The organism is Sorangium sp. So ce176 (assembly GCF_051519835.1).
Taxonomy (GTDB): domain Bacteria; phylum Myxococcota_A; class Polyangia; order Polyangiales; family Polyangiaceae; genus Sorangium; species Sorangium cellulosum_G.
Genome location: NZ_CP150371.1, coordinates 1,831,102 through 1,854,380 on the forward strand (window position 1 = coordinate 1,831,102; position 23,279 = coordinate 1,854,380).

The 23,279-nt window shown below is 72.1% G+C and carries 20 protein-coding genes; 8 read left to right on the plus strand and 12 right to left on the minus strand.

The genetic code is table 11. The features are described from left to right. Positions 1–354: 354 nt before the first annotated feature. Together WMF42_RS06960 and WMF42_RS06965 are read left to right on the plus strand one after the other, a co-directional pair. Complete coding sequence (locus tag WMF42_RS06960; RefSeq protein ID WP_061610490.1) at positions 355–1,218, plus strand: HipA family kinase; 864 nt, start codon at positions 355–357, stop codon at positions 1,216–1,218. Then, positions 1,199–1,621, plus strand: coding sequence for a DUF3037 domain-containing protein (locus WMF42_RS06965; protein WP_061610491.1), 423 nt, complete (start codon positions 1,199–1,201; stop codon positions 1,619–1,621). The genes WMF42_RS06960 and WMF42_RS06965 overlap by 20 nt, the downstream gene beginning before the upstream one ends. A 26-nt stretch (positions 1,622–1,647) precedes the next feature. Here the strand turns inward: WMF42_RS06965 and WMF42_RS06970 are convergent, their stop codons facing one another. After that, positions 1,648–2,571, minus strand: a complete 924-nt coding sequence (locus tag WMF42_RS06970) for a DUF808 domain-containing protein (protein WP_061610492.1) — start codon at positions 2,569–2,571, stop codon at positions 1,648–1,650. A 336-nt stretch (positions 2,572–2,907) separates the two neighbouring features. On the opposite strand from WMF42_RS06970, the gene WMF42_RS06975 reads away from it, so the two are divergent. Then, positions 2,908–3,480, plus strand: coding sequence for an NADPH-dependent FMN reductase (locus WMF42_RS06975; RefSeq protein ID WP_061610509.1), 573 nt, complete (start codon positions 2,908–2,910; stop codon positions 3,478–3,480). Between the two features lie 58 nt (positions 3,481–3,538). Here the strand turns inward: WMF42_RS06975 and ylqF are convergent, their stop codons facing one another. The 5 genes from ylqF to WMF42_RS07000 all read right to left on the minus strand — a co-directional run bounded on the left by ylqF (position 3,539) and on the right by WMF42_RS07000 (position 9,988). Next, complete coding sequence (ylqF, locus tag WMF42_RS06980) at positions 3,539–4,438, minus strand: ribosome biogenesis GTPase YlqF (protein WP_061610493.1); 900 nt, start codon at positions 4,436–4,438, stop codon at positions 3,539–3,541. Between the two features lie 35 nt (positions 4,439–4,473). Further along, positions 4,474–5,184, minus strand: coding sequence for a DsbA family oxidoreductase (locus WMF42_RS06985; RefSeq protein WP_434046121.1), 711 nt, complete (start codon positions 5,182–5,184; stop codon positions 4,474–4,476). A gap of 156 nt (positions 5,185–5,340) precedes the next feature. Next, positions 5,341–7,053: a rhomboid family intramembrane serine protease gene (locus WMF42_RS06990; RefSeq protein WP_437694219.1), complete on the minus strand. Its 1,713-nt coding sequence runs from the start codon at positions 7,051–7,053 to the stop codon at positions 5,341–5,343. Positions 7,054–7,204: 151 nt separating this feature from the next. Next, positions 7,205–8,926, minus strand: coding sequence for a serine/threonine-protein kinase (locus WMF42_RS06995; RefSeq protein WP_437691033.1), 1,722 nt, complete (start codon positions 8,924–8,926; stop codon positions 7,205–7,207). A gap of 279 nt (positions 8,927–9,205) precedes the next feature. Then, the gene (locus WMF42_RS07000) at positions 9,206–9,988 is read right to left on the minus strand and encodes an endonuclease/exonuclease/phosphatase family protein (protein WP_437691035.1); all 783 of its coding nucleotides are present in this window, start codon (positions 9,986–9,988) and stop codon (positions 9,206–9,208) included. A 166-nt stretch (positions 9,989–10,154) separates the two neighbouring features. On the opposite strand from WMF42_RS07000, the gene WMF42_RS07005 reads away from it, so the two are divergent. Next, complete coding sequence (locus WMF42_RS07005; protein ID WP_437691037.1) at positions 10,155–10,589, plus strand: GNAT family N-acetyltransferase; 435 nt, start codon at positions 10,155–10,157, stop codon at positions 10,587–10,589. 178 nt (positions 10,590–10,767) lie between these two features. Next, a complete protein-coding gene (locus WMF42_RS07010; protein ID WP_061610499.1) occupies positions 10,768–11,655 on the plus strand; it encodes an SDR family oxidoreductase in 888 nt (295 codons plus the stop codon). Positions 11,656–11,713: 58 nt separating this feature from the next. On the opposite strand, the gene WMF42_RS07015 is transcribed toward WMF42_RS07010, so the two are convergent. Beyond that, the gene (locus WMF42_RS07015) at positions 11,714–12,559 is read right to left on the minus strand and encodes a polyphosphate kinase 2 family protein (RefSeq protein WP_437691040.1); all 846 of its coding nucleotides are present in this window, start codon (positions 12,557–12,559) and stop codon (positions 11,714–11,716) included. Positions 12,560–12,663: 104 nt separating this feature from the next. Continuing rightward, complete coding sequence (gene otsB, locus WMF42_RS07020) at positions 12,664–13,473, minus strand: trehalose-phosphatase (protein WP_437691042.1); 810 nt, start codon at positions 13,471–13,473, stop codon at positions 12,664–12,666. Positions 13,474–13,887: 414 nt separating this feature from the next. Between otsB and WMF42_RS07025 the strand changes: the two genes are divergently transcribed. Both WMF42_RS07025 and WMF42_RS07030 read left to right on the plus strand, forming a co-directional pair. Beyond that, the gene (locus WMF42_RS07025; RefSeq protein ID WP_061610502.1) at positions 13,888–15,069 is read left to right on the plus strand and encodes an MFS transporter; all 1,182 of its coding nucleotides are present in this window, start codon (positions 13,888–13,890) and stop codon (positions 15,067–15,069) included. A 39-nt stretch (positions 15,070–15,108) separates the two neighbouring features. Continuing rightward, positions 15,109–16,179 carry an ABC transporter substrate-binding protein gene (locus tag WMF42_RS07030; RefSeq protein WP_437691045.1) on the plus strand — a complete coding sequence of 357 codons (1,071 nt, stop codon included), beginning with the start codon at positions 15,109–15,111 and terminating at the stop codon, positions 16,177–16,179. Between the two features lie 30 nt (positions 16,180–16,209). On the opposite strand, the gene cynS is transcribed toward WMF42_RS07030, so the two are convergent. Continuing rightward, on the minus strand, positions 16,210–16,653 hold the full coding sequence (gene cynS, locus WMF42_RS07035; RefSeq protein WP_437691047.1) for a cyanase: 444 nt from the start codon (positions 16,651–16,653) through the stop codon (positions 16,210–16,212). A gap of 73 nt (positions 16,654–16,726) precedes the next feature. After that, on the minus strand, positions 16,727–17,683 hold the full coding sequence (locus tag WMF42_RS07040; protein ID WP_437691049.1) for an STAS domain-containing protein: 957 nt from the start codon (positions 17,681–17,683) through the stop codon (positions 16,727–16,729). A 419-nt stretch (positions 17,684–18,102) separates the two neighbouring features. On the opposite strand from WMF42_RS07040, the gene WMF42_RS07045 reads away from it, so the two are divergent. Further along, on the plus strand, positions 18,103–18,705 hold the full coding sequence (locus tag WMF42_RS07045) for a hypothetical protein (RefSeq protein ID WP_437691051.1): 603 nt from the start codon (positions 18,103–18,105) through the stop codon (positions 18,703–18,705). A 107-nt stretch (positions 18,706–18,812) separates the two neighbouring features. On the opposite strand, the gene WMF42_RS07050 is transcribed toward WMF42_RS07045, so the two are convergent. Both WMF42_RS07050 and WMF42_RS07055 read right to left on the minus strand, forming a co-directional pair. Next, positions 18,813–20,060, minus strand: coding sequence for an efflux RND transporter periplasmic adaptor subunit (locus WMF42_RS07050; protein ID WP_061610507.1), 1,248 nt, complete (start codon positions 20,058–20,060; stop codon positions 18,813–18,815). Continuing rightward, a complete protein-coding gene (locus WMF42_RS07055; RefSeq protein ID WP_061610508.1) occupies positions 20,057–23,227 on the minus strand; it encodes an efflux RND transporter permease subunit in 3,171 nt (1,056 codons plus the stop codon). Before WMF42_RS07055 ends, WMF42_RS07050 begins: the two co-directional genes overlap by 4 nt. Positions 23,228–23,279 lie beyond the last annotated feature (52 nt).

Consider the following 23,279-nt stretch of genomic DNA (forward strand, 5'->3'; position numbering starts at 1 on the left):
AGGACGGCCTGTGGCGCTCGCTCTCGCGCTGCTGCGCGGAGCGAGCGCCCGGCCCGCCTCCTCGATCCTCCCGGGCGCGCTCCGGCGCGGCCCGGCTCGACCCAGCTCCCCTCTTTCACCTGATGTGAGTGCGCGCCTGCTGCCGTGCTGGCCGCGGCGTCGCCTTGCGATCCGCCGGACCGCGGCGGGGGCCGCGGCCGGTGCGGGCGCTGGTCGTGTCGTCGTGAGCCGCGGCTGTATCGAAGGTCAGCGCGAGGGGCCGCTGGACGCGAGGCGCTGGAATGGAGCGCCGAGATGTCGTCAACTACCGCCGTCCTACCCGAGGGCGCCGCCCGTCGGGTCGCCAAGGTCCGCATGATCCGAACTGTCCACACGACCCGCTACGTCACCCCGCTCCGTGAGGGCGGCTCGCTTCCGGCGATCGTCGAGGCGGACGACGACGGGCTCTACGTCGTGAAGTTCCGCGGCGCCGGCCAGGGGCCGAAGGCGCTCATCGCGGAGCTCGTCGCCGGGGAGATCGGGCGCGCGCTCGGCCTGCCCGTGCCGGAGATCGTCTTCATGGAGCTCGACCCGGAGTTCGGGCGCGCCGAGCCGGACCCGGAGCTCTCCCACCTGCTCTCGGCGAGCGCGGGCCTGAACCTCGCGCTCGACTACCTACCCGGGTCGTTCGCGTTCCAGCCGCTCGCCGGCGCCGAGCTCGACCCGGCGCTCGCGTCGGCCGTCGTCTGGTTCGACGCCTTCGTGAGCAACGTCGACCGGACGCCCAAGAACCCGAACCTGCTCCTGTGGCACCGCCGCCTCTGGCTCATCGACCACGGCGCGGCGCTCTACCTCCACCACGCCTGGACCGACGCGACCGATCCGCTCGCCGACGCGCCCGATCGGTTCCCCCTCATCGGGAGCCACGTGCTGCTCCCGTTCGCCCGCGACATCGCCGCGGCCGACGCCGCCCTCAGCGCCCGGCTCACGCCCGAGCGGATCGCGGCGATCGTCGCCGCGATCCCGGACGCGTGGCTTGTCGAGCCGGAGCCGCCGACCCGGCGGGTCAGCGAGCGGGCTTCGGCATTTCACGGCCTCGATGAAGGCGAGGCGCCGCCGCCCTCCGCCGCGCCGAGCGCCGAGGCGCGGCGCGCGAAGTACGCCGCGTACCTCACCCACCGCCTCGCGTCGCCGCGGGGCTTCGTCGAGGAGGCGCTCGATGCCCGCGCCCGACGCTAGCCCGCCGCGCGCGCGCGGCGCCGCCGACGCCTTCGACTACGCCGTGCTACGCGTCGTCCCGCGCGTGGAGCGCGGCGAGCGCGTCAACGTCGGGGTGGTCCTCTTCTGCCGCGCGCAGGGGTTCCTCGAGGCGCGGACCGAGCCCGACGAGCGGCGCCTGCGGGCCCTGTGGCCCGCCCTCGATCTCGAGGCGGTCCGCGGCCACCTCGACTTCGTCCGCCGCGTGTGCGCGGGTGACGCGGCGTGCGGCTACGTCGCCGGGCTCCCCCAGGTCGAGCGCTTCGGCTGGGTGGTCTCCCCGGCCAGCACCATCGTCCAGCCCTCGCGCGTCCACGCCGGCCTCTGCGCCGACCCGGCCGCGGCGCTCGACAGGCTGCTCGCGGCGCTGGTGCTGCCGGGCTGAGCGGCCCGGCTGAGCGAAGGCCGCGCTCAGTGGCCGCCCTTGTCGCGGCCCAGCGCCTTCTTCACCGCGGTCACGATCCCCAGCAGCACAGCGCCGGCCACGGCGCCGACAACGGCGTTGGCCAGCGGCGGCACGATCGCGCCGAGCACGGGGCCGGCGCCCTCGGTCATGCCCTCGATGTGGTGGTGCAGCACCGGCACGCCGTGCGTGAGGATGCCGCCGCCGACGAGGAACATCGCCGCCGTGCCGGCGACCGACAGGGCCTTCATCAGCCAGGGCGCCGCCCTCAGGATGCCGCGGCCGAGCGACTGCTGCCCCGGGTTGCTCTGGCGGCTCAGGTAGAGGCCCGCGTCGTCGAGCTTGACGATGCCGGCGACCAGCCCGTAGACGCCGAAGGTCATGATCAGGGCGATGCCGGTCAGCACGGCGACCTGCGTGCCGAACGGCGAGGCCGCCACGGTGCCCAGCGTGATCGCGATGATCTCGGCCGACAGGATGAAGTCGGTGCGCACCGCGCCCTTGATCTTGTCCCTCTCGAACGCCACGAGGTCGATCTTCGGGTCGGTGATCGCCTGCACCAGCTCGGCGCGGCGGGCCTCGTCCTCGTGCTCGGTGTGCAGCAGCTTGTGGGCGATCTTCTCGAACCCCTCGTAACAGAGGAAGGCGCCGCCGAGCATCAGCAGGGGGGTGATGGCCACGGGCACGACGGCGCTGATCGCCAGCGCCGCCGGCACCAGGATGGCCTTGTTGATCAGCGAGCCCTTGGCCACGGCCAGCACGACCGGCAGCTCGCGGTCGGCGGTGACGCCGGTCACCTGCTGGGCGTTCAGCGCCAGGTCGTCGCCCAGAACGCCGGCGGTCTTCTTGGCGGCCACCTTGGTCAGCACCGCCACGTCGTCCAGCACGGTGGCGATATCGTCGATCAGGGCGAGCAGGCTGCTTCCGGCCATGGAGTGAGGTCCTCGTCGAAGGGATGGGGTGGATGACGTCGCGGCGTCGCCCCTGGCGGCCGTCGCGGCCCGCATGGTAGCGGGCGCCGGCCGTCGCCGGGTCGAAGAACCTGGACGTTCACGTCGACCGGCGAGGCTAGCACGTACGGCCTGCGGGCGACGGCCCGCCGGCCGCGGCCTGCGCGCGGCGTCGACGTGGGCCGGCATCGCCCGGCCCACGTCGACGCCGCGCGCCCTGACGACGGATTGGACACTGTCCAATCCGTTGGCGCATGATCCGACAGAATGGACAGCCCGGCTTACCTTGATCGCATCTGGGGGTTGGAGGAGGCCGTCATGAGGATAGGCATAGTGCTCGGCAGCACGAGGACCGGAAGGCAGTCGCACAAGGTCGCGCGTCACCTGGAGAGGGAGCTGCAAAAGAGGAGCGTCGCCACGGACCTGATCGATCTGGCCGAGAGCCCGCTGCCGATCCTGGACGAGCGCGCCGGCCGTCACCCGCAGCTCCAGGCGAGGGTCCAGGGCCTGAGCGCGCGGCTCCACGAGGCCGATGGGCTTGTGTTCGTGACGCCGGAGTACCACGGGAGCTTCTCCGGTGTGCTGAAGAACGCCCTGGATTACTTCTGGGAGGAGTTCAACAAGAAGCCGATCGGCGTGGCCGCCGTCTCGGCGGGGAAGCTGGGGGGCATCAACGCGTCGACCCAGCTCCAGCACGTGATCCTGAGCCTGGGAGCCTTCCCGCTGCCGATCAAGCTGCTCGTCCCGGAGGTCCATGACGCGTTCGACGAGTCGCTCCAGGTGAAGGGCGAGCACATCGAGCGGTCGACCACCAGGTTCCTTGACGATTACCTGTGGTTCGCCCGCGCGATCGTCGACGCGAAGCGCGCCGCGTCCGAGCGGGCGGCGTAGCGACGGAGGCGCCGCCGCGGGGAGATCGGCTGGATCGACTGCGCCCGCGCGTCGCCGCTCAGGCGCTCTCCTCGATGCCCGACGGCTCTTCCAGCCCCGGCGGCTCCTCCAGGCTGATGCGCCCGAGCCGGCCGGCGCGGAAGTCGTGGACAAGGATGTCCGACGCTTTGTGCAGATCCACCGAGCCGCCGCCGCGCAGGCAGCCGCGGCGGCGGCCGATCTCCTCGATCAGCGCGGCGGCCGTGGTCGGGAGATCCGTCAGCTTGTAGCGGGCGGCGAGGAGCTCCGGATAGCGCCGCAGGAAGTACCCCGCGGCGAAGTGGGCGACGCTCTGGTAATCGATGGCCGTATCGGGGATCGCCCCGCCAACGGCCAGGCGGAACGAGGCCGCCTCGTCGTCGATCTTGGGCCAGAGGATCCCCGGGTTGTCGGAGATGGCCATGCCGCTCTTCAGGGTGACGAGCTGCCGGCTCTTCGTGACCGCGGGCTCGTCGCCGACCTTGGCCACCTTGCGCTCCATGAGCGTGTTGATCAGCGTCGATTTACCGACGTTCGGGATCCCCACGATCATGGCCCGCACCACCTTGCCAGGGCCGTTCTTGGGGGGCGCGAGGCGCTTGCAGAGCTCCGGGATCCGGCGCCGGGCCTCGGACGACTGGCTGGCGGAGATCGCGATCGCGAGCACCTGGCCGCCGGCGGGCGCCCCCCCGGACGGGGCCGGGTGCTCCGCCTCGAGGTGACGGAGCCACGCCTTCGTGACGGCCGGGTCCGCGAGATCGCTCTTGTTCAGCACCTTGATGCACGGCTTCTGGCCGCGCAGCTCGGCCACGGCGGGGTTCTCGCTGGCCCGCGGCATGCGGGCGTCGAGCACCTCGATGATGACGTCCTGCGACGGCATCGACTCGGCGATCGCGCGCCGAGCCTTGGTCATGTGGCCGGGATACCATTGAATCGACATCGGTTGCCTGTCGCAGCTCTACCACGGGCCGAGGCTCAGGCGCAGCCGTCCGGCCCGCAGGCCGCGCCCTCGGCGGGCGCCTGCTCGGGCTCGTCGGCCGCCTCGGCCCACGCCCTCTGGAGCACGCCGAGGAGGGCCTCCGCCGGCTGCGCGCCGGAGACGCCGTACCGCCCGCCGACAGCGAAGAAGGGCACGCCCGTGACGCCGATCGCGCGCGCCTCGGCCTCGTCGGCCCGCACCTCGCCCGCGAAGGCGTCGCCCGCGAGCGCCGCGCGGACCTCGGCCGGGTCGAGCCCCGCCTCGCCGGCGAGGCGCGCGAGCACCTCCGGCTCGCCGATCGCCTCGCCCTCGGTCATGTACGCCCGGAGCAGCCGCTCCTTCACGGCGTCCTGCACGCCGCGCTCGGCCGCGAGGTGCAGCACGCGGTGCGCGTCGAAGGTGTTGCCGGGCCGGACCTTCTCGAAATGGAACTCGAGCCCGTCCGCCGCGGCCACCTCGGTCATCTGCCGGATCATGCCCTCGGCCTTGGCGACCGACGTGCCGTACTTCCTGGCGAGCCGCTCGGCATAGGAGGCCCCGGCGTCGAGGACGCGCTTCGCCGAGGGATCCAGCTCGAACGCGCGCCAGACGACCTCGACCGCATCCCTGTGCGCGAACCTGGCGAGCGCGGCCTCGAGCCGGCGCTTGCCCACGTAACACCACGGGCACGCGATGTCGGACCAGACATCGATACGGAGCTCCTTCATGGCGGTCATGGTAGGCCGCCGCGGCGCCCCCGGCCAGGCGCGTTCGGCGCCTGCTCACGCGATGGGCTCACCCGGCGAGAGCGCGAGTTCATGGGGTCCGCAGGTCAGGTCTCCGCCCGTCGTTCGCCTGCCATGCCGGCCGCGCCCTGCCGCGGCTCATTGCGGCCCGATCGTCGCTGCCACCCTGTCCTCGATGCCGGCCCAGGAAGCCGGCCGATCCGCCGCGACGTAGGCCTTGAGGAGCACGTCCCGGTCCTCGAGCGCGACGACGTAGGTCACCAGCTCTAACCCGTTCTGGTGCTTGTGCCTGACGCTCAGCGCCGGCCTTCCGCCCAGCGTGAGGCGTGTCGCCCGGCCCTTCGTGACGGCGGCCTCCGGCGGCTCCTCGTCGAGCGCCTTGCGCCCCTGCTCGAGGTGCGCGTCGATCTGCTCGGGCGTCATCTCCTCCGGGCGCGGGAGCACGGCGAGCTGGAACATCATCGGCGTCTCGGGCAGCCGCCCGTAGGTGTGGAGGCGGAGGCCGTCCACCTCGTCCACGGACGTCGTCTTCGCGAGCGTCTCCGGCAGGTCCAGCGCGACGCCGACGTCCGCGACCGCTGTGCGCTCCAGCGCCGGCGGCGCGCGGAGCTCCCAGGGGCGGCCCGCGGCGAGCGCCGCCACCACGGAAAGCGCCATCGCCGCGGCCGTGAGGATGGCCGCGGCCGTGAGGAGGGGTCGCGGCCTCGGCTCGGGGTCGGCGGGGCGCTCGCCGCCCGCGCGCTGCTCGACGGGCGTGAGGCCCCGGGGCAGGACCGTGACGACGAGCGCGAAGCCGACGACGCCGCCGCCGAGGTGCGCGAGCAGATCGATGCCGGGCTGGAAGCTGTACGCGAGGTTGATCCCGAGCGGCCACCAGGCGCGGCTGCGCATCTGCGCGATCATCGCCGGGGGCAGGAGCCCGTGGGGCCGGAGCGCGATGCCGATGCCGGCCGTCATGAGGCCCCAGATCGCGCCCGAGGCGCCCACGCCCCACCGGCCCTCCGCGAACGCGCTCGCGCTCGCGCTCGCGATCGACCCGCCCAGCGCCGAGGCCCCGTAGAGCAGGAGAAAGCGCCGCGGGCCGAGGAGCGCCTCGAGCATCGGCCCGAGCGACCAGAGCGCCAGCATGTTGACGAAGAGGTGCACCACGTCGGCGTGCAGGAAGGCCGAGGCGAGGAGCCGGTAGACCTCCCCCCGGCGCACCGCCTCACCGCTGTTCGCGCCCATGCGCCACAGCGCCAGCTCGTGCGTGCCGGGGCCGAAGGCGTAGCTCACGGCGAGGAGCGCGGCGCACGCGATCACGAGCACCGCGGTGACGCGGCGGCTGCCCGCCAGGCGGTCGACGATCGCGCGCTCCTGCTGCGCGAGCGCCTGCCCTTCCGCGAGCGCACGGTCGAGCGCCTCGGGGCCGAGCGGGCCCACCTCGGCGAGGCGCGCGCAGGCCTCCTCGAGGGCCGGCAGGGCCTGCCCCTTGACGCGCGCGAGCGCGCCCGCGGCGTCGACGTGGTGGAAGCCCATCCGCACGGGCTGGATGATCGGCGCCGCCTTGGCGAGCGCGGCCCGGGCCGCGGCGGCGTCGCCGCCCACAACGACGAAGTGCGTCGGCGGCCCGCCGGGGCGCGCCGCCTTCACCAGCGGCTCGACCCGGGCGCGGATCAGATCGGCCGAGGCACCGTCCGCCGCCGTGACGAGGACGATCCGGAGGGGCGCCGCGCGCCCGACGAGCTCCGAGACGCCCGCGTCGCTGCCGAGGAGCACGAGGTCGCCCCGCCCGACAAGCGCGGCGAGCAGGCGTCCGTGCCGATCCGCCGCCTCGTCTCCAGGCCCTCGTTCCATGTGCGGAAGCTCCACCAAGCTGTCTTCTCCTCGCTGCTGCGGTCGGCCGCGCCGCGCGCGGCCCTGCGGCTGTCGCGCCGCGAGCCTAGCCGAAAGGCCGCGGGGGCAGGATCGCGAAGCGCGCCCGGCGCGGCGCGCCGCGCCGCGCGCCTCGGGACCCTCGATCTCAGCGCGAGGACGCGGAGACCGCCTGCGTCGCGCCCCGCGCCGTCCCGCGGCGGAGCGCCTCCGTGACGCCTGGCAGCTCCCGGAGCCAGTCGCGCCTCGGGCTGTTGCGCATCATCCAGGCGACAGCGTCGTTCACGGTGCTGAAGACCTCGTAGCGCAGCCGCGAGCGGCTCAGCAGGATGAACTCGATGGCCACGTTGCGCACGAGCGACGCCTTGAAGCCGTGCCCCTCGAACACCAGCGCGGCGTACATCCCGTGGGCCGCGAGCTCCCTGGAGAGCTCCGCCAGCGAGAGCCGGGCCTCCTTCCCGACCGGGATCATGTTCTCCTCGAGGAGGACCAGCGTCGCCTGCAGCCCGCCCCCGTGCTCGCGCAGGACGCTGCGGACCCCGCGCACCGCCGCCGGCGTCGTGTCCCGGTGCCAGATCTGGAAGAGGACGCCCTTCCACGTGGCCACGCAGTGATCGTCATCCATCGCGTGGAGGATCGGCTCCGTCGCCCCGCCGCTGCCCTGACCGCGGTACAGCGCCGAGCTCGCGGGGGGCGCGGGGTAGGCGGACTCCGGCCGCGCGCGCTCCGCATCCCCGGGCCGCCGCTCCGCGGCGCGGGTGTCGTCCGGCGCCGCCGGTCGGCCCGCGCCGTCGAGGGGGTCGGCGTCCGGCGCCGCGCGATCGCCGTGGTCCTGAAAGCACGAGACAGCGACGGTCTTGCTGTGGGCGTGGCTCGGCGGCGGCGTCGGCGCCGCGTCCGCGCCGTCGAAGGAGGCTCCCGGTTGCGGGGGCCCGCTGCGGCGGCGTGCCTCCGCGGCGCCGGGCGGGGGCGGCTCGGCCGGTGGCGCGAGCGAGGCGGCGTCGAGGAGGCGCTCGAGGGCGGGCCACATCGTGGAGGCGCCGGTGAACCGGGCGAACGGCTCGCGCGCCACGCACCGGGCGAACCACGCGTCGAACCCGGCGAGGAGCGGCGGCAGCCCGAGCTCGGCCGCGCGCCGGCTCGCAACCGGGATGGGGTCGAGCGCGATCTCCCGGAGCAGCGCCGGGAGCCCGCGGCCTTCCCAGAACACCTCGCCCGTGAGGACGAAGAACGCGAGGAGCCCGTAGGCCCAGACGTCGCTCTGGGGGAGCGCCGCGTGGCTCATGCCCGCCTGCTCGGGGGCCATCCAGAGGGGCGTGCCGACGGCGCCCGTCATGGAGTCGCGCGCCTGGTCGATGATCTTGGCGATGCCGAAATCGAGGAGCTTGACCCGCGGCGGGGCGCCGTCGCCGACGTCCTCGAGGAAGACGTTCTCGGGCTTGAGGTCGCGGTGGACGATGCCCGCGTTGTGCGCGGCCTCCAGGGCGCGCCCGAGCTGATCGAGGACGCGGCGCGCCTCGGGGATCGGGAGCGGGCCTCTCCGCGCGACGCAGGCCGAGAGGGTCTCGCCGTGGAGGAGCTCCATCGCGAGGTAGGGCAGGCTCGACGCCGGGTCGACGCCGGCGATGAGCACGTCGACGATGTGCGGCGACCCGATGAGCCCGGGGGCCAGCGCCTCTTGCTCGAAGCGGCGGCGCTGCTCGGGGTCGCCGGCGCGCATCGGGTGCATGACCTTCACGGCGCGCTGGCGCGCTGTGCTGCGCTGGCGGCAGAGATAGACGCTGCCCATCCCGCCCGAGCCGAGCGGACGCACGACCTCGAAATCGCCGCCGATGATGCTGCCAGCGTGCAGGCCGTAAGGGGAGTCCATGGCGCAGGTCGAAGAGATCGCGTAGCGGAGCTCTCCGCGCGCGTCACGCGGCGATGTGGGCGATCCAGCGCTATCGGTCGCCGCCTGAGAGGTTGATCACGCCGTGCGAGCTGTATTGTTGCAGTGGTGTCGTCATGGTCCGACCTCGCCGCAACGATGCATGGCAGTCGCTCGAAGCGTGCTTCGCTGTTGCTCCGGGTGGACATAAGAGGTGGGCGAGGGGCGTGGGCGGCGCGCGATGCGGCCCGCGGGCGCGCCGCGACGGCGCGGCGCGTGGGATCAGGCGAGATCGGCGACGACGGCGTTGTGATCGGAAGCGGCGCCCACGTCGATGACGTCGGCCATCGAGAGCCGCCCGGACAGCCGCGGTGAGAGCAGCACATAGTCGGTCCGCGTCTCCACCTGCGCGCCGGCGGGCCCGCGCAGCGCGGTGGCCCAGCGCGAGGAGCTCGGCCGGAGGAGCAGGGCGTCGGTCCAGCCGAACGCCTCGAGGGTGTCCATCGTGTCGAATCGCGGCGGGCTGCCGTACTTCTCGATGCCGGCGGTCGCGAGGCGCGCGTCGAGGTCGGCGGGGTAGGGGTCGCGCCGCGACAGCGCGTTGAGGTCGCCGACGAGCGCCCAGAGGCCCGCGGCGAACCGGGCGGGCGGCACGAGGGAGAGCAGCCAGCGGGCCTCGCTGATCCTGCGGTCCTCGCTGCCGGCGTTGAGGTGGGTGCCGAGCACAACGAGCGGCTCGCCGGCGAGCGAGAGCTCGACCTCGACGAGGCAGTGGGCGAGCGTCTCGGGCGCGTGCACGCGCGCCTGCGCGAGCGGCGCCCGGCTGACCACGACGACGTGGTTGCGCCGGCCGTTCGGCCGCGGGTTGGCGCGGCCGAGCACCGCGTGCCGCTCGCCCGCCGGCGCGCCGACCGCGTCGGCGACGGCCCGGAGCCGGGCGCCGTCCTCCCAGCCCACGCACTCCTGGAGGACGAGCAGGTCCGGCCGCGCGGCGGCGACGATCGCGAGGATCGCGTCGAAGCGGTCCTCGCCGCCGAAGAGGATGTTGAAGGTCATGATCTTCATGTCGCGATCAGGCTAGCTCGTCGTGGTAGAGCGGCTCCAGGGCCTGCTGAATCCGGTGGACGCGGCGTTCGTGACAGCGCACGAAGCGCCCGCGGCCCGAGCGCGGGGCCGCCTCTGGGCTGTAGGACGTGCGTCGGACGTACGTGATGTAAATGGAGCCGAAGAGATGAGCACCGAGATCGTCCCGATCCGCAGCGACTCTCCGCTGTACGCGGGCGCGCTGCGCCTGCGCCACGAGGTCTTCGTCGTCGAGCAGGCCGTGCCGGCGGACATCGAGGTCGACGAGCTCGACGAGGGCGCGCAGCACTACGTGGTCCTGGAGGGCGAGGAGGTCGTCGCGACGATGCGGATCGTGCCGTACGGGGGCGCGCTCAAGGTGGGCCGCGTCGCCGTCCGGAAGGACCTTCGCGGCGCCGGCCTCGGGCGGCGCCTGCTCGAGGAGGCGATCCGCATCGGGGCCGCGCAGGGCGCGCGCGCGCTGGTCCTGAGCGCCCAGGTCGTCGCCGCGCCGTTTTACCGCAAGCTCGGATTCGTCGAGGAAGGGCCGATCTTCGACGAGGCGGGCATACCGCACACGCGCATGGTCCGGGTGATGGCCTGAGCCTGGAGCGGCCTGCGGCGCGCGGGCGGCGCGCCGGCCGGCGCCGCGGTGAGACCCGCCGGTGCCCGCGGCCCGCGCGCGCCTTGACGTCGACGCGGACATGCTCGAAGGCTTGTCGCGGCGGGGCAGGCGCGTGGCGGGGCGCTCCCGGGCGTCGCGCGAAAGGAGCGGTGAATCGATGACTGTGCAGCGGATCCTCCTCGCCGGCGCCACCGGCGCGGTCGGCCTCGAGCTCTTGCGCCTGCTCCGCGCGCGAGGGGGCTTCGTGCGCACGCTCTCCCGCGCCGAGGGGAACGCCGCGCGCGTCCGCGGCCTCGCCTCCGAGGTCGTCGTCGCCGACGCCGCGGAGCCGGGGGCCGTCGCCGGCGCGCTCGACGGCATCGAACTCCTCGTGTCGTGCCTCGGCGCGAATGTATCGATGTCGCTGCGCGAGCGCAGGAGCTATCATGAGGTCGACGTGGTGGCGAACACGCACCTGCTCGAGGCCGCGAAGCGGGCGGGGACAAAGCGCTTTGTCTACCTCTCGGCGCACCCGGGCCCGGGTTATGCCCACACCCGTTATCTGTCCGCGCACCTCCAGATGGAGGAGCTGATTCGCGCCTCGGGCATCTCGTTCTCGTTCGTGCGCCCCACCGGCATCTACACCTCGCTGAGCGACATGATCACGATGGCCCGCGCCGGCCTCGGCGTGGTTGTCGGCGACGGCCTGGCGAGGACCAACCCGGTGCACCCCGTCGACGTCGCGGAGGCGCTCGCCGAGGTGCTCACCGGGGGCCCTGACGTGGTGCCCGTGGGCGGGCCCGACGTCATGACGCGCGACGAGGTGATGCGGCTCGCCTTCGACGCCGTGGGCAAGGAGGGGCAGATGGTCCATGTCCCGGCGGGGGTGTTCCGGGCGACGAGCGTGCTGCTCGCCGGGATCCATCCGCGGCTATCGGATCTGCTCGAGTTCGTGGCGGCCGTGACGGCGTCCGACTCGGTGGCTCCCGCGCGCGGGACGCGCCCGCTGCGGGCCTGGTTCGAGGCGCTCGCGGGCGTGCAGGCGGGCCGGCAAGGCGACGGTTGATCCAGCGACGACCGGATCCACCCCTGTCGCCGCGCCCCGGGGGCCGGGCCCCGCCGGGTCACCCCTTCTGCCGGACGCCCTTCGACTTGCGATACTGCTCGAGCTCCTCGCGCCCCGCCTTCCCGCTCCGATCCAGCGTCTCCAGCCATTCGTCGCGGTGCTCCCGCATCGCCTCGGCCACCGTCTCGGCGACGACGATGTTGCGGTACCACTTGGCGTCCGCCGGGACGATGACCCACGGCGCGTGCTTGGAGGCGCAGCGCCGGAAGACGTCCTCGTACGCCTCCGTGTACTCGTCCCAGTGCTCCCGCTCCTTCCAGTCGTTCACGTTGAGCTTCCAGGCGGTCGAGGGGTTCTCCTCGCGCTCCAGGAGGCGCTTCTCCTGCTCCTTCTTGCTGATGTGCAGGAAGAACTTGATCACGATGGTCCCGTGCTCGGCCAGGAGCTCCTCGAAATCGTTGATGTGGTCGTAGCGCTCGCCCCAGCGCGACTTCGGCTCCAGATCGTGCACGCGCACGACCAGCACGTCCTCGTAGTGGGAGCGGTTGAATATGGCGAACTCCCCTGCGCGCGGCGCCTGCCGGTGGATCCGCCACAGGAAGTCGTGCTCCCGCTCCTCCTTCGTGGGCACGCCGAACGAGCTCACCGAGACGCCGCGCGGGTTGAGCGCGCCGACAACGTTCTTGATCGCGCCGTCCTTGCCGGCCGCGTCGCGGCCCTGGAGGACGATGAGCACGCTGTGCGTCCGCGCCCCCCACATGAGCTCCTGCAGCTCGAGCAGCTCCTTGCCAACATCGTGGAGCCGCTCGGCCGACTCCTGCTTGCTCGCGTCGCGGGGCGGGTCGGTCGAGACGTCGTCCAGGCGAAACTTCGAATCGGACTTCGTGAGTCGCGTGATGGGCATGCGCGTCAGCGTACACCATCCCTCCGCACCCTTCGCCGGCGCGCGTCCCGGGCGCGCAGGCGAAGGGCGCGCTCGGCGTCACGCCGCCCGCTCACGCCGCCCGCTCACGCCGAGCGCAGCGCCGCCGCGCTGACGAGCCCGCCGCGCCGCGCCGCGAGCTCCCGGAGCAGCGCACTCCACGCCCGGGGATCATCGAGCGTCAGATCGGGCTGGACCCGCGGCGCCGGCCGCTCCGACGAGGCGACGTACACGCCCACGCCCCCGTTCGCCCGGGCGTGGGCGATCGCCGGCTCGTCCGTCGTGTCGTCGCCCGCATAGACCACCAGCGTCCCCGGCGGCAGCCGCGCGAGCACGAACGCGAGGGCCCCGCCCTTGTCGTGCGCGGCGTCGCGCGCCTCGTGGATGCTGCGCCCCTCCATGACAACGAGCCCCCTCCGCCGCGCGGTGCCCGCCCACGCCTCGAGCGCGGCGAACGCCGCCGGCCGGTCGTCGGCCGCGACGAGCCGCCAGTGCAGCGCGATCGAGCAGCGCTTGCGCTGGACCCAGAACGCCGGCACCCGCCGCGCGATCTCGTCCGCGTCGCGCTCCAGCGCGTCGAGCAGCTCGACCGGCGCCTCCGCCTGGTACACGAGCGCCCCGCCCGGCGCCGCGATCTCGGCCCCGTGCTCGCCCACGAGCCATACCGCATCGAGGGCCGCCGTGCGCGCCGCCACGTCGTGGATCGTCCTGCCCGTGACGACCGCCACGGCCGTCCCCGGCGCGCGCGAGAGCGCGTGGAGCGCCTGGAGCGCGACCGGCGCCGCCGCCGCCCCGCCCGAGACAGCGGTGATCTCGGCGATCGTCCCGTCGAAGTCGGTCGCGAGCAGCAACGACGGCGCGGCCGCCGCGCGCTCGATCAACTGGATAACGTCCATGCTGTCCCGGATCGTACCGCCAGCGGCCGGGGGAAAGCGATTTCAAGCCGCCAGGTCCGGAATTATTGTAATTTGAATTACTTAACTAGGGCCAACCTTCGGCCCTCCGCGATGTCGTGGAGCGTTGCGCTGGCGCTCGTGTCCTGGGGGGCGCGCCCCGACCGCGGCGCTGCGGCGGGGGCCTGCTCGTGACGGAGCAGCGGATCATCACCGGCTGTTGCCAGGGCAGCAGCGAGCCCGCGCGAGGCGCCGCCGTCGCGCGAGGGACGGCGCGGCATGCGTGTTGCTGCGCTGGGAGCTGCTGCGGTTGGAGCGCTGCGCGCCGCGCGCGAGGCGCCGGCGCGACAGGCCTGATCCGAGCCGCCTCCCGAGGTCCAACTGCGATCCTTCATCGACAAGAACCGCTTTCTTCTGGTGTTCGCGGCGCTCTCCTCGGTCATGGGCATCAGCGTCGGCGTGGCCAAGGTGACCACGACGCTGTACGCGCTGGACCTCGGGGCGAACGAGGCGCTCCTCGGGCTGATCGCCGGATCGCAGAGCATCGGGGTGCTGCTCATGAGCATCCCCATCGGGCTCCTCGTCGATCACCTCGGGCCCTCGCGGCTGTTCGTGCTGGGGAGCCTCGTGGCCGGGGCGCTCTACATGGCCTTGCCGGCGGTCCCTTCGCCGGTGTTCCTGCTGATCTTCACGACGGCGATCAGCTTCTTCATGCCGATGCGCTTCGTGTCGCTGAGCACCGTGTTCATGCAGCAGCTCGAGACGGTGGGCGAGGGCAAGGCCGGCTGGTACCGCGCGACCCACATGATCGGCATGTTCCTCCTCGGCCCCATGCTCGCGGCCGGCCTCACCAGGGTGCTGGGCTTCCCGGGCACCTACCGGCTCATCGGGCTCTCGTTCCTGGTCACCGTGCTGATGTCGCCGCTCGTCTTCGGCCGCTACGCGGCGTGGTCCACGCCCGCGCGAGCGCTCCGCCTCTCGGGCGTCCGGTCCGATCTCGCCCTGCTCGCGCGGGACGTCGAGCTCCGCGGCGTGTGCCTCATCGAGTTTGCGGCCCAGTCGGTCAACTCGTTCTTCATGTTCTTCATCATCCCCATCGGCGTCACCGTCGCTCATCTGACGGCGGCCGACGCCGCCGGGCTGCTCGCGTGGCAGGGCGTGACCTATATCTTCGCGCTGTTCTCGCTGGGCGGCCTCGTGGGCCGGGTGGGCCACGAGCGCGTCTATCTCGCCAGCCTCGTCCTCGTCCCGGGCGCGCTCCTCTTGCTCGGCCTGTCGCGCGATCTCGCCCCGCTCCGCGCCGGCGGCCTGATCCTCGGGCTCGGCCTGGGCCTCCTGCAGATCGCGAACCTCACCCGCATCGCCCGGATCGGCGCGCGGGCGGGGCGGGGGAAGGTGGCCGGCCTGCACGCGCTCGTGGGGCCGTCAGGGGGGCTGTTCGGCAGCACCGTCGGCGGCCTCGTGGGCCGGACCCTGGGGCTCCAGGCCATGTTCCTCCTCCTGTCCGTGATCTTCGGCGCCCTCCTCGCCATGGCGCGGAGGACGTCGGGCGCGGTGGCGGTGCCCTCGACATCGACCGAGCCCGCGGCCGCCGAATAGCGACTCAAGAGAAGACGCGAGGAGCAGAGGTCCCGAGTCATGCGCGATTCCCACACGACAGCTCGTTTCACCGTCGCCCGCCGCTCGCTCGTGGCGGCGCTCTGCGCGGCGCTCTCGCTCGCGGCCTGCGCGAAGGCCGAGCCGGGCGGCGGCCCGGGCAACGGCGACGGGGCCGCCGGCGGCTACGAGGTGCTGGAGCTGCGGTATCAGGGGTTCGTCGGCGCGGTCTCGGTGCTCGAGCTGGCGGAAGACCTGGGGTATCTCGCCCCGATCAAGCTGAATTACGTGGGCAACACGATCAGCGGGCCGCAGGACATCCAGACGGTGGTCACCGGCGACACCGATGTAGGGCACGCGTTCAACGGCGCGGTGATCAAGCTGATCGCCGCCGGGGCGCCGCTCCGGGCGGTGGTGGGCAGCTACGGGGTCGACGCGAAGCGGTGGAGCGGCTTCTACGTGACCGAGGACAGCCCGATCAGGAGCGCGCGGGATCTCATCGGCAAGAAGGTCGCCATGAACACGCTGGGCGCGCACCACGAGCTCATGCTGAAGGAGTACCTGTCGCGCCAGGGGCTGACGAGCGCCGAGATCGCGCAGGTCACGCTGGTGGTGCTGCCGCCCGTGAGCACGGAGCAGGCGCTCCGGCAGAAGCAGGTCGACGTCGCGGTCCTCGGCGACGTCCTGCGCGACAAGGCGCTCGAGCGCGGCGGCATCCGGGCGCTGTTCTCGGACTTCGAGCTGTTCGGCGAGTTCACCGCGGGCAGCTACGTGCTGACGACGCGCTTCTTGAGGGAGAACCCGAACAGCACCCGCAAGCTCGTGGAGGCCGCGGCGCGCGCGATCGAGTGGGCGCGCGCCGCCCCGCGCGACGAGGCGGTGGCCCGCCTGCGGAGCATCATCGAGCGCCGGCAGCGCAACGAGGACGCGTCGGTGGTGAAGTACTGGACCAGCATGGGCGTCGCCGGCAAAGGGGGGCTCCTGTCGGCGAAGGAATACAAGATCTGGATCAACTGGCTGGTGAAGGACGGCGAGATCAAGGCGGGGCAGATCAAGCCGGAGGACCTGTACACCAACCAGCTCAACCCGTTCGCGGCGACGCCGGCCCAGTGACGGCGCGTCAGCGCCCGCGCGCGTCCGCCGCTACCATTTGCGGTAGGGCAGGAACTTGCCGTGCATCTCGACCCTCACGCGATCGCCCTTCGGATCAGGCATCCTCTCGATGCTCATCTCGAAGTCGATGGCGCTCATGATACCATCACCCATCTTCTCGTGGATCAGCTCCTTCAGCGTCGTGCCGTACACCTGAACGATCTCGTGAAAGCGGTAGATGAGCGGGTCCGTGGAGAGCGCCGGGCCGAGTGACCCCTTGGACGGCGGCACCTGGAGCAGGAGCACCGCCTCCGCGGACAGGCCGAGCAGCTTGCCGGCCGCGGCCGCCTCGTCGGCGCTCATGCTCTGTTGCCCGAGGAGCGCCGAGGTGGTCCACACCTCGCTGCGCCCCACCGCCTCGGCGAGCTGCCTCCACGTCAGCTTCCGCTCCAGCTTCGCCGCGACGATCTGCTCGACCAGCTCCATGCGCGTCATGGCGCCACGGTAGGAGGGGCCAGGTTTCGCGGAGCGCTCCGGACGATGAACTTTCGAGGAGCGCCGCGCCGGCTCACCGCGCGCGCGCCGGAACGCCGGGACGAGCCCTGCCGCTCATGGCCGCGGAGATGCCCGATTGCAAGGTGCTGTAGGTGGCGATGCCGCCCAGATCCACGCCGAGCTCCACCAGGACCTGCGCCATCGACGGCTGGATGCCGGTGACCAGCACGCGGGCCCCGAGGAGCCGCAGCGCCTGCGCGGCGCGCGCCAGGGCGTTCGCTGCCTGCGTGTCGATCGTCTCCACGCCGGTGACGTCGAGGATCACCATCGAGGCGCCCACCTTCGCGACCCCCTGGAGCAGCCCCTCCAGGATCTGCTCGGAGCGCCGGCTGTCGATCGGCCCGATCAGCGGCATCGCGAGCACGTCGTTCGCCAGCGGCAGGAGGGGCGTGCCCAGGGCGCGGATCGTCTCCTGCTGCGCCGCGATCAGCTCGGCGCTCTTCCGCAGCTCGTCGGCCTTCGCCTCCGCCGCCTGCCGCGCCTGCACCTGCTCGGTGATGTCGACGCCATAGTGGCACACGCCGACGATGGCCCCCGTCCCATCGCGGACGGGCGCGTACACGGCGTTGAACCAGCGCTGCTCCTCGCAGCCTCTCTCGGCGTTGTACACCTTCACGGGCAGCTCGCTGCCGATGAACGGCTTGCCGGTGCGGTAGACCTCGCCGAGCAGGCCGAGGAACCCTTGCTCCACCGCCTCGGGGAGCACCTCGCCGAGCGGGTTGCCCAGGAGCTGACGCTCAGGGAAGAAAGCGCAGTAGTTCTCGTTCACGAGGGTGAACACGAAGTCGTCGCCCCGCCACATGCAGATCGGTGTGCGTGCATGCATGAGCATGTCGTGAAGGCTCTGGTAGGTCGACCTCATGTCCGCCAGCTCGGCCTGCGCCTTCGCGAGCGCCCTCTCCAGCGCTTCTATCCGCTGCTCCGTGCTCTCGGACGAGGAAGCACCTGCAGGAGCCGTCTCTTCAACCATGCATTCACCCATGACGCTGACGCGAACTCTGATGCCGTGAGGCGCCGGTGCTCCCTCGCTTGCCGTGAGAAACGAGCGCTGCTCAGGCCAGCGGTGGCGCTGCTGCGGGGGAGCGTAGGCGAGCGCCCGCTCGGAGTAAATTGGCGCTACAGGCGCAGGGTGGCGTGTCCTGCCCGGGCGATGACGCGCCGCGACCCCACAGCGCGACGCCTGAGCCACGCGATGCGCGCGGCAAAGCGCCATCGGTTTCCGCTCGACGGTGAACTGCAGAGCTTGCTAAACTGCTTCAGTTGGCCGGCGAGCGCCCAGGGCGCTCGTGAGCGCGAGAGCCCGTGCGGACTGGACAGCGCGCGTGACGCCAGGGACGCCGCGCCGACGAGCGAAACGCCATCTCCCCAGCATACCGAGAGGAGCTTGAAATGAGAGCAACCACGAGCCTTTCCATCGCCCTCGCGGGCTGCATGGCCGCGCTGCTCTGGACAGGCAACGCGGCCGCAAACGACCGAGCGCCGGGCGCGGGCGACAACGCGGCGCGCAAGGTCGCCTGCCACGAAGACACAGAGAGCGTGTTCGTGCTCGCGCCCATCGGAGAGGACCAGGTCCTGAGCTACCAGCGGGTGCTGATCGACGCTCCGATCGGCGAGGTCTGGCCGGTGCTCCGCGACGTCGAGCGGTTCGTCGATGCCGTCCTCCCCGACCTCGCGCCGACGTTCATGTGGCTGGACGGCGGAGGCCCGGAGACGATCCCGTCGCGCTTCCAGTTCAGCGCGGGCGCCGACACGCTCGTCGAGGAGATCATCTATCGCTCCGAGACGGAGAAGCAGATCCTCGTGCGCCTCGTGGAGCCCGTGCTCGGGATGCAGGAGTATTACGCGTTCGGGGACCTGACCCGGGCCTGCGGCAACAAGACCGTGCTGGAGTACACCCGGTATCTCGCGCTGGAGCCCGGCACCGACATCGAGTTCTTCAGGGCGCTGTTCACCCAGGAGTTCATCGACATTCCGGCGTACTTCGCCGACTAGCGGGTACGAGAGCCCGACTCGAGACGCCGCGAGAATCGGCGATCGTCTCCTTCCGCCCTGGCATTCACGCTCTCCTTGCCGCGCCCCCCCCGCGCGGCGGCGGGCGATCACGGAACGACCTCGACGGCCATCCCGTCGGCGAGCTCGGCGCTCGCGAGCTTCACGATGCGCTCGCTCCCGTCGAGCCCGGTCGCGATGTGGAGGGTCGCGCCTGTGTCGCGCTGGATCGTGATGGGCACGAAGCGGATCTTGTCCCCGGGGTCCACGACGGCCACGCGGAGCCCCTTCGCGTCGTTGTAGAGCGACGTCGCCGGGATCTCGAGCGCGCGGTGCGGCGTGGGCAAGGTCAGCGCGACCTCCGCGTACATGCCCGCGAGGAGCTTGCCGTCGGGGTTCGGCACCCGCACCTCGGTGTTCATCGTCCGGGTCGCCGCGTCGAGCGCGCCGGCCGTTCGCGCGACCGTGCCCTGGAACGGATGCGCCGCGAACTCGCGCACCGTGACCTTCGCGGGCGCGTCGACGCGCACGCTGGGCGCCACGTCCTGCGGGACGCCGACGAAGACGCGCACCGGGTCGGTGGCCGAGATCTTGAAGAGCGGCGTCGCGTTGCCCGCCGTGACCAGGGCGCCGCGATCGATCGTGCGCGAGGTGACCGTCCCGGCGAACGGCGCGGCGATCTTAGCGAACTTCTTCAGGTCGAGGAGGCGCTGGATGCTCGCCTGCTGCGCGGCGATCGCCGCCTGCGCCACCGTGACGCTCGCCTCGGCGACGTGCGCCTGCCCCTGCCGCTGCTCGAGCTCCTCCTGCGGCGCCACGCCCGCGGGCACGAGCTGCTCGTAGCGCTTCACGCTCGACATCGACAGGTCGCGGTTGGCCCGGGCCTGCACGAGGCCCGCGTTCGCCTGCACGAGCTGCGCGCGCGCCTGCGCGAGCTCCTGATCGAGCTCGGGCGTGTCGATCTCGGCGAGGACCTGGCCCTCCTCGACCCTGTCGCCGATGTCGACGAGCCACTTGCGCACGTAGCCGCTCACGCGCGGGTAGACGACCGTCTCCTCGAGCGGCTGGACGCTCCCCGGGAGGACGAGCGCCCGGTCGCTCGACACGGGCTGCGCCGCGATCACCGCCACGCGCGGGGCGGCGCCCTCGCCGGCGCGCACGCCCTCCTCGAGCGCGGCGCGGGCGCTCCGGCGGGGCAGGTAGGACGAGGCGAACGCCGCGCCGAGCACGACGAGCACGCCCACGCCGAGGGCGACGCCGCGCGCCCGCGTCATCACGGCGGGCGGGGGGAGCTGGAACCCGAGATCGTCGGCAGGAAGGCCCGGGGGCGGAGCGGGGAGGGGATCGGGGGGGCTCATAGGTCCTCTGCGAGCGGGTCTCTGGCCGGCGCCTTGTTCCGGAGGATGCTGTACATCACGGGCACGAAGAAGAGCGTGCTGCTCGTCGCGACGATCAGCCCGCCGACGACAGCGCGGCCCAGCGGGGCGTTCTGCTCGCCGCCCTCGCCCAGGCCGATCGACATGGGCAGCATGCCGAAGATCATCGCGAGCGCGGTCATGAGCACCGGCCGGAGGCGCGTCATGCCCGCGGCGAGCGCCGCGGAGCCCGCGTCGCGGCCGATCTTGCGCTGGTCGTTCGCGAACGTCACGACGAGGATGCTGTTCGCTGTCGCGACGCCCACGCACATGATCGAGCCCATGAGCGCGGGCACGCTCAGCGTCGTGTGCGTGATGAAGAGCATCCACGCGATGCCCGCGATCGCGCCGGGGAGCGCCATCAGGATGATCAGCGGGTCGAGCCACGACTGGAAGTTCACGACCATCAGCAGGTAGACGAGGACGACAGCGAAGAGCAGCCCGTAGCCGAGCCCCCGGAACGAGGACTCCATGCTCTCCGCCTGCCCCTTGATGGTGACCCTCGTCCCGCGCGGCAGCTCGGGCCGGAGCTCGTCGACGACGCGCGCGACGGCGTCCGCGACCGACCCGAGGTCGGTGCCGTCGACGTTGGCCTGGACGTCGAAGGTCCGCGCGACGTTGTAGTGGGTGATGTTGGCCGGGCCCGTGCTGCGCGACATCGAGGCGACGTTGGACAGGAGCTGGGGGCGGCCGTCGCCGGTCGAGAGCGGCGTGGCGTTCACGTCGTCGATCGACCCGATCGCGTGCTGGGGGGTCTGCACGGCGACGAGGTACTGCACGCCGCGCTTGTCGAGCCAGTAGGTCGGCGACGTCTGACCGCTCGACGAGAGCGAGACCAGGACGTCGCTCGCCACGTCGCGCTGGGTGAGCCCCAGCTGGTCGGCCATGGTGCGGTCGACGTCGATGCGGAGCTGCGGCCTCGCCGGCACCTGCGCGAGGTGGACGTCCACCGCGCCCGGGATCTTCTCCATGCGATCGGCGATCCGCTGCGCCACGGCGAGGGTGTCGTCCTCCTTGCCGATCGGGCCCACGACCTGGACGTTGATCGGCGCGGCGAGGCCGAAGTTCAGCACCTGCGTCGAGATGTCGGGGGCGAGGAAGAAGAACGTCGTGTCGGGGTACGTCGCGTTGAGCTTCGCCCGGAGCCGCCGGACGTAGTCGGCCGTCGGCCGGTGGTGCTCCTCGAGCGCGATGAAGATCTGCCCGTCGGCCGACGAGATCTGCGCGCCCTCGCTCAGCGACAGGTTGATGCCGCTCGCCGGGATCCCGATGGTGTCGAGCATCGTGCGGATCTCGTCCGGCGGGATCACCTCCCGGATGGTCTGCTGGATCCGGGCGAAGCGCCGCTCGCTCTCCTCGAGGCGGGTGCCCGGCGCGCCGCGCACGTGGAGCTTGATGAGCCCCGCGTCGACGCTCGGGAAGAAGTCGCGGCCGAGCAGCGGGACGAGCGCGACCGAGGCGGCGACGAACGCGAGGAACACGCCGACGAACCCGGCGCGGTGCGCGAGCGCCCACGCGAGCCACCCGCCGTAGGCCGCCCGCAGCCGGTCGAAGGCGCGGTTGAACGCGGCGAAGACGCGCCCGAACAGGCTCTTCGGGGCCTCCGCATGGCCGTGCGCGTGCTCCGCCGCCTCGCGCTCGAGCAGCAGGCGCACGAGGGTCGGGACGAGCGTCCGCGACAGGAAGTACGACATCAGCATGGCGAAGACGACCGCCAGGGCCATCGGCACGAAGAGCGACCTCGCGGCGCCGGTGATGAACGCCACCGGCACGAACACGATGCAGATGCAGAGCGTGGCGACGAGCGCCGGGACGGCGATCTCCTGCGCCCCGTCGATGATGGCCCGCAGGAACGGCTTCCGCTGCCCGAGGTTGCGGTGGATGTTCTCGATCGCCACCGTGGCGTCGTCGACGAGGATGCCGACCGCGAGCGCCATCCCGCCGAGCGTCATCACGTTGAGCGTGTAGCCGAGCGCGTTCAGGGCGATGATCGAGACGAGGATCGAGAGCGGGATGCTGATGACGACGATGAGCGTGCTGCGCCAGCTCCCGAGGAACAGCAGGATCATCAGCGCGGTGAGCCCCGCGGCGATGAGCGCCTCGTGCACGACGCCGTCGACCGCCGCGCGCACGAAGATCGACTGATCGAAGAGCAGCGAGACCTTGAGCTCCTTCGGGAGCTTCTCCAGCGTGGCCGGCAGCGTCGCGTGGATGCGCGAGGTGACGTCGAGCGTGCTCGCGTTCCCGTTCTTGAGGACGCTGAGGAGCACGCTGCGCTTGCCCTCCACGTGCACCATGTTCGTCTGCGGCGCGCTCCCGTCGCGGACGCTCGCGACGTCGCGGAGGTACACCGTGGTGCCGTTGACGGTCCTGAGCGGCAGCTTGCCGAGCTCCTCGAACGCCTCGGGGCTGCTGTTCATGATGACGGGGTACTCGTTCTCCCCCATCTTCGCCGTGCCGGAGGGCAGGATGACGTTCTGCATCCCGAGGGCGGCGTTCACGTCGCGCGGCGACAGCCCCCAGGCGAAGAGGCGCTGCGGGTCGATGTCGACCATGATCTGGCGCTGCTTCCCGCCGTAGGGCCACGGGATCTGCGTGCCGCGGATCGTGGCGATGTCCGCGCGGATGAAGTTGACCGCGTAATCGAAGAGCTGCTGCTCGCTCAGCGACTCGCTCTCGAGCGCGGCCTGCAGGATCGGCACGTTGGAGGCGCTGTAGCGGATGATGAGCGGCGGGCTGATGCCGGGCGGCATCATGCGGATCGCCGTCTGCGAGACCGCCGTGACCTGCGCCGTGGCGGCCTCGATGCTGGCGCCGGGCTGGAGGAAGATCTTGATGATCGAGATGCCCGTGAGCGACTGGCTCTCGATGTGGTCGATGTCATTGACGGTGGTCGTGAGGAAGCGCTCGTAGTTATTGACGATGCGCTTCTCCATCTCCTCGGGGGGGAGGCCGCCGTAGTTGAAGATGACGGACAGGACCGGGATGTCGATGTCGGGGAAGATGTCCGTCGGCATCCGGGTGATCGTGAACACGCCCAGGATGACGATCAGCATCGACATCACGATGAACGTGTAGGTGCGTTGAAGCGCGATCCGGACGAGCCACATGGGCGACTTCCCGTCCCCCTCCGGAGCGCCCCGGCCGGGGGACGAAGCCTGG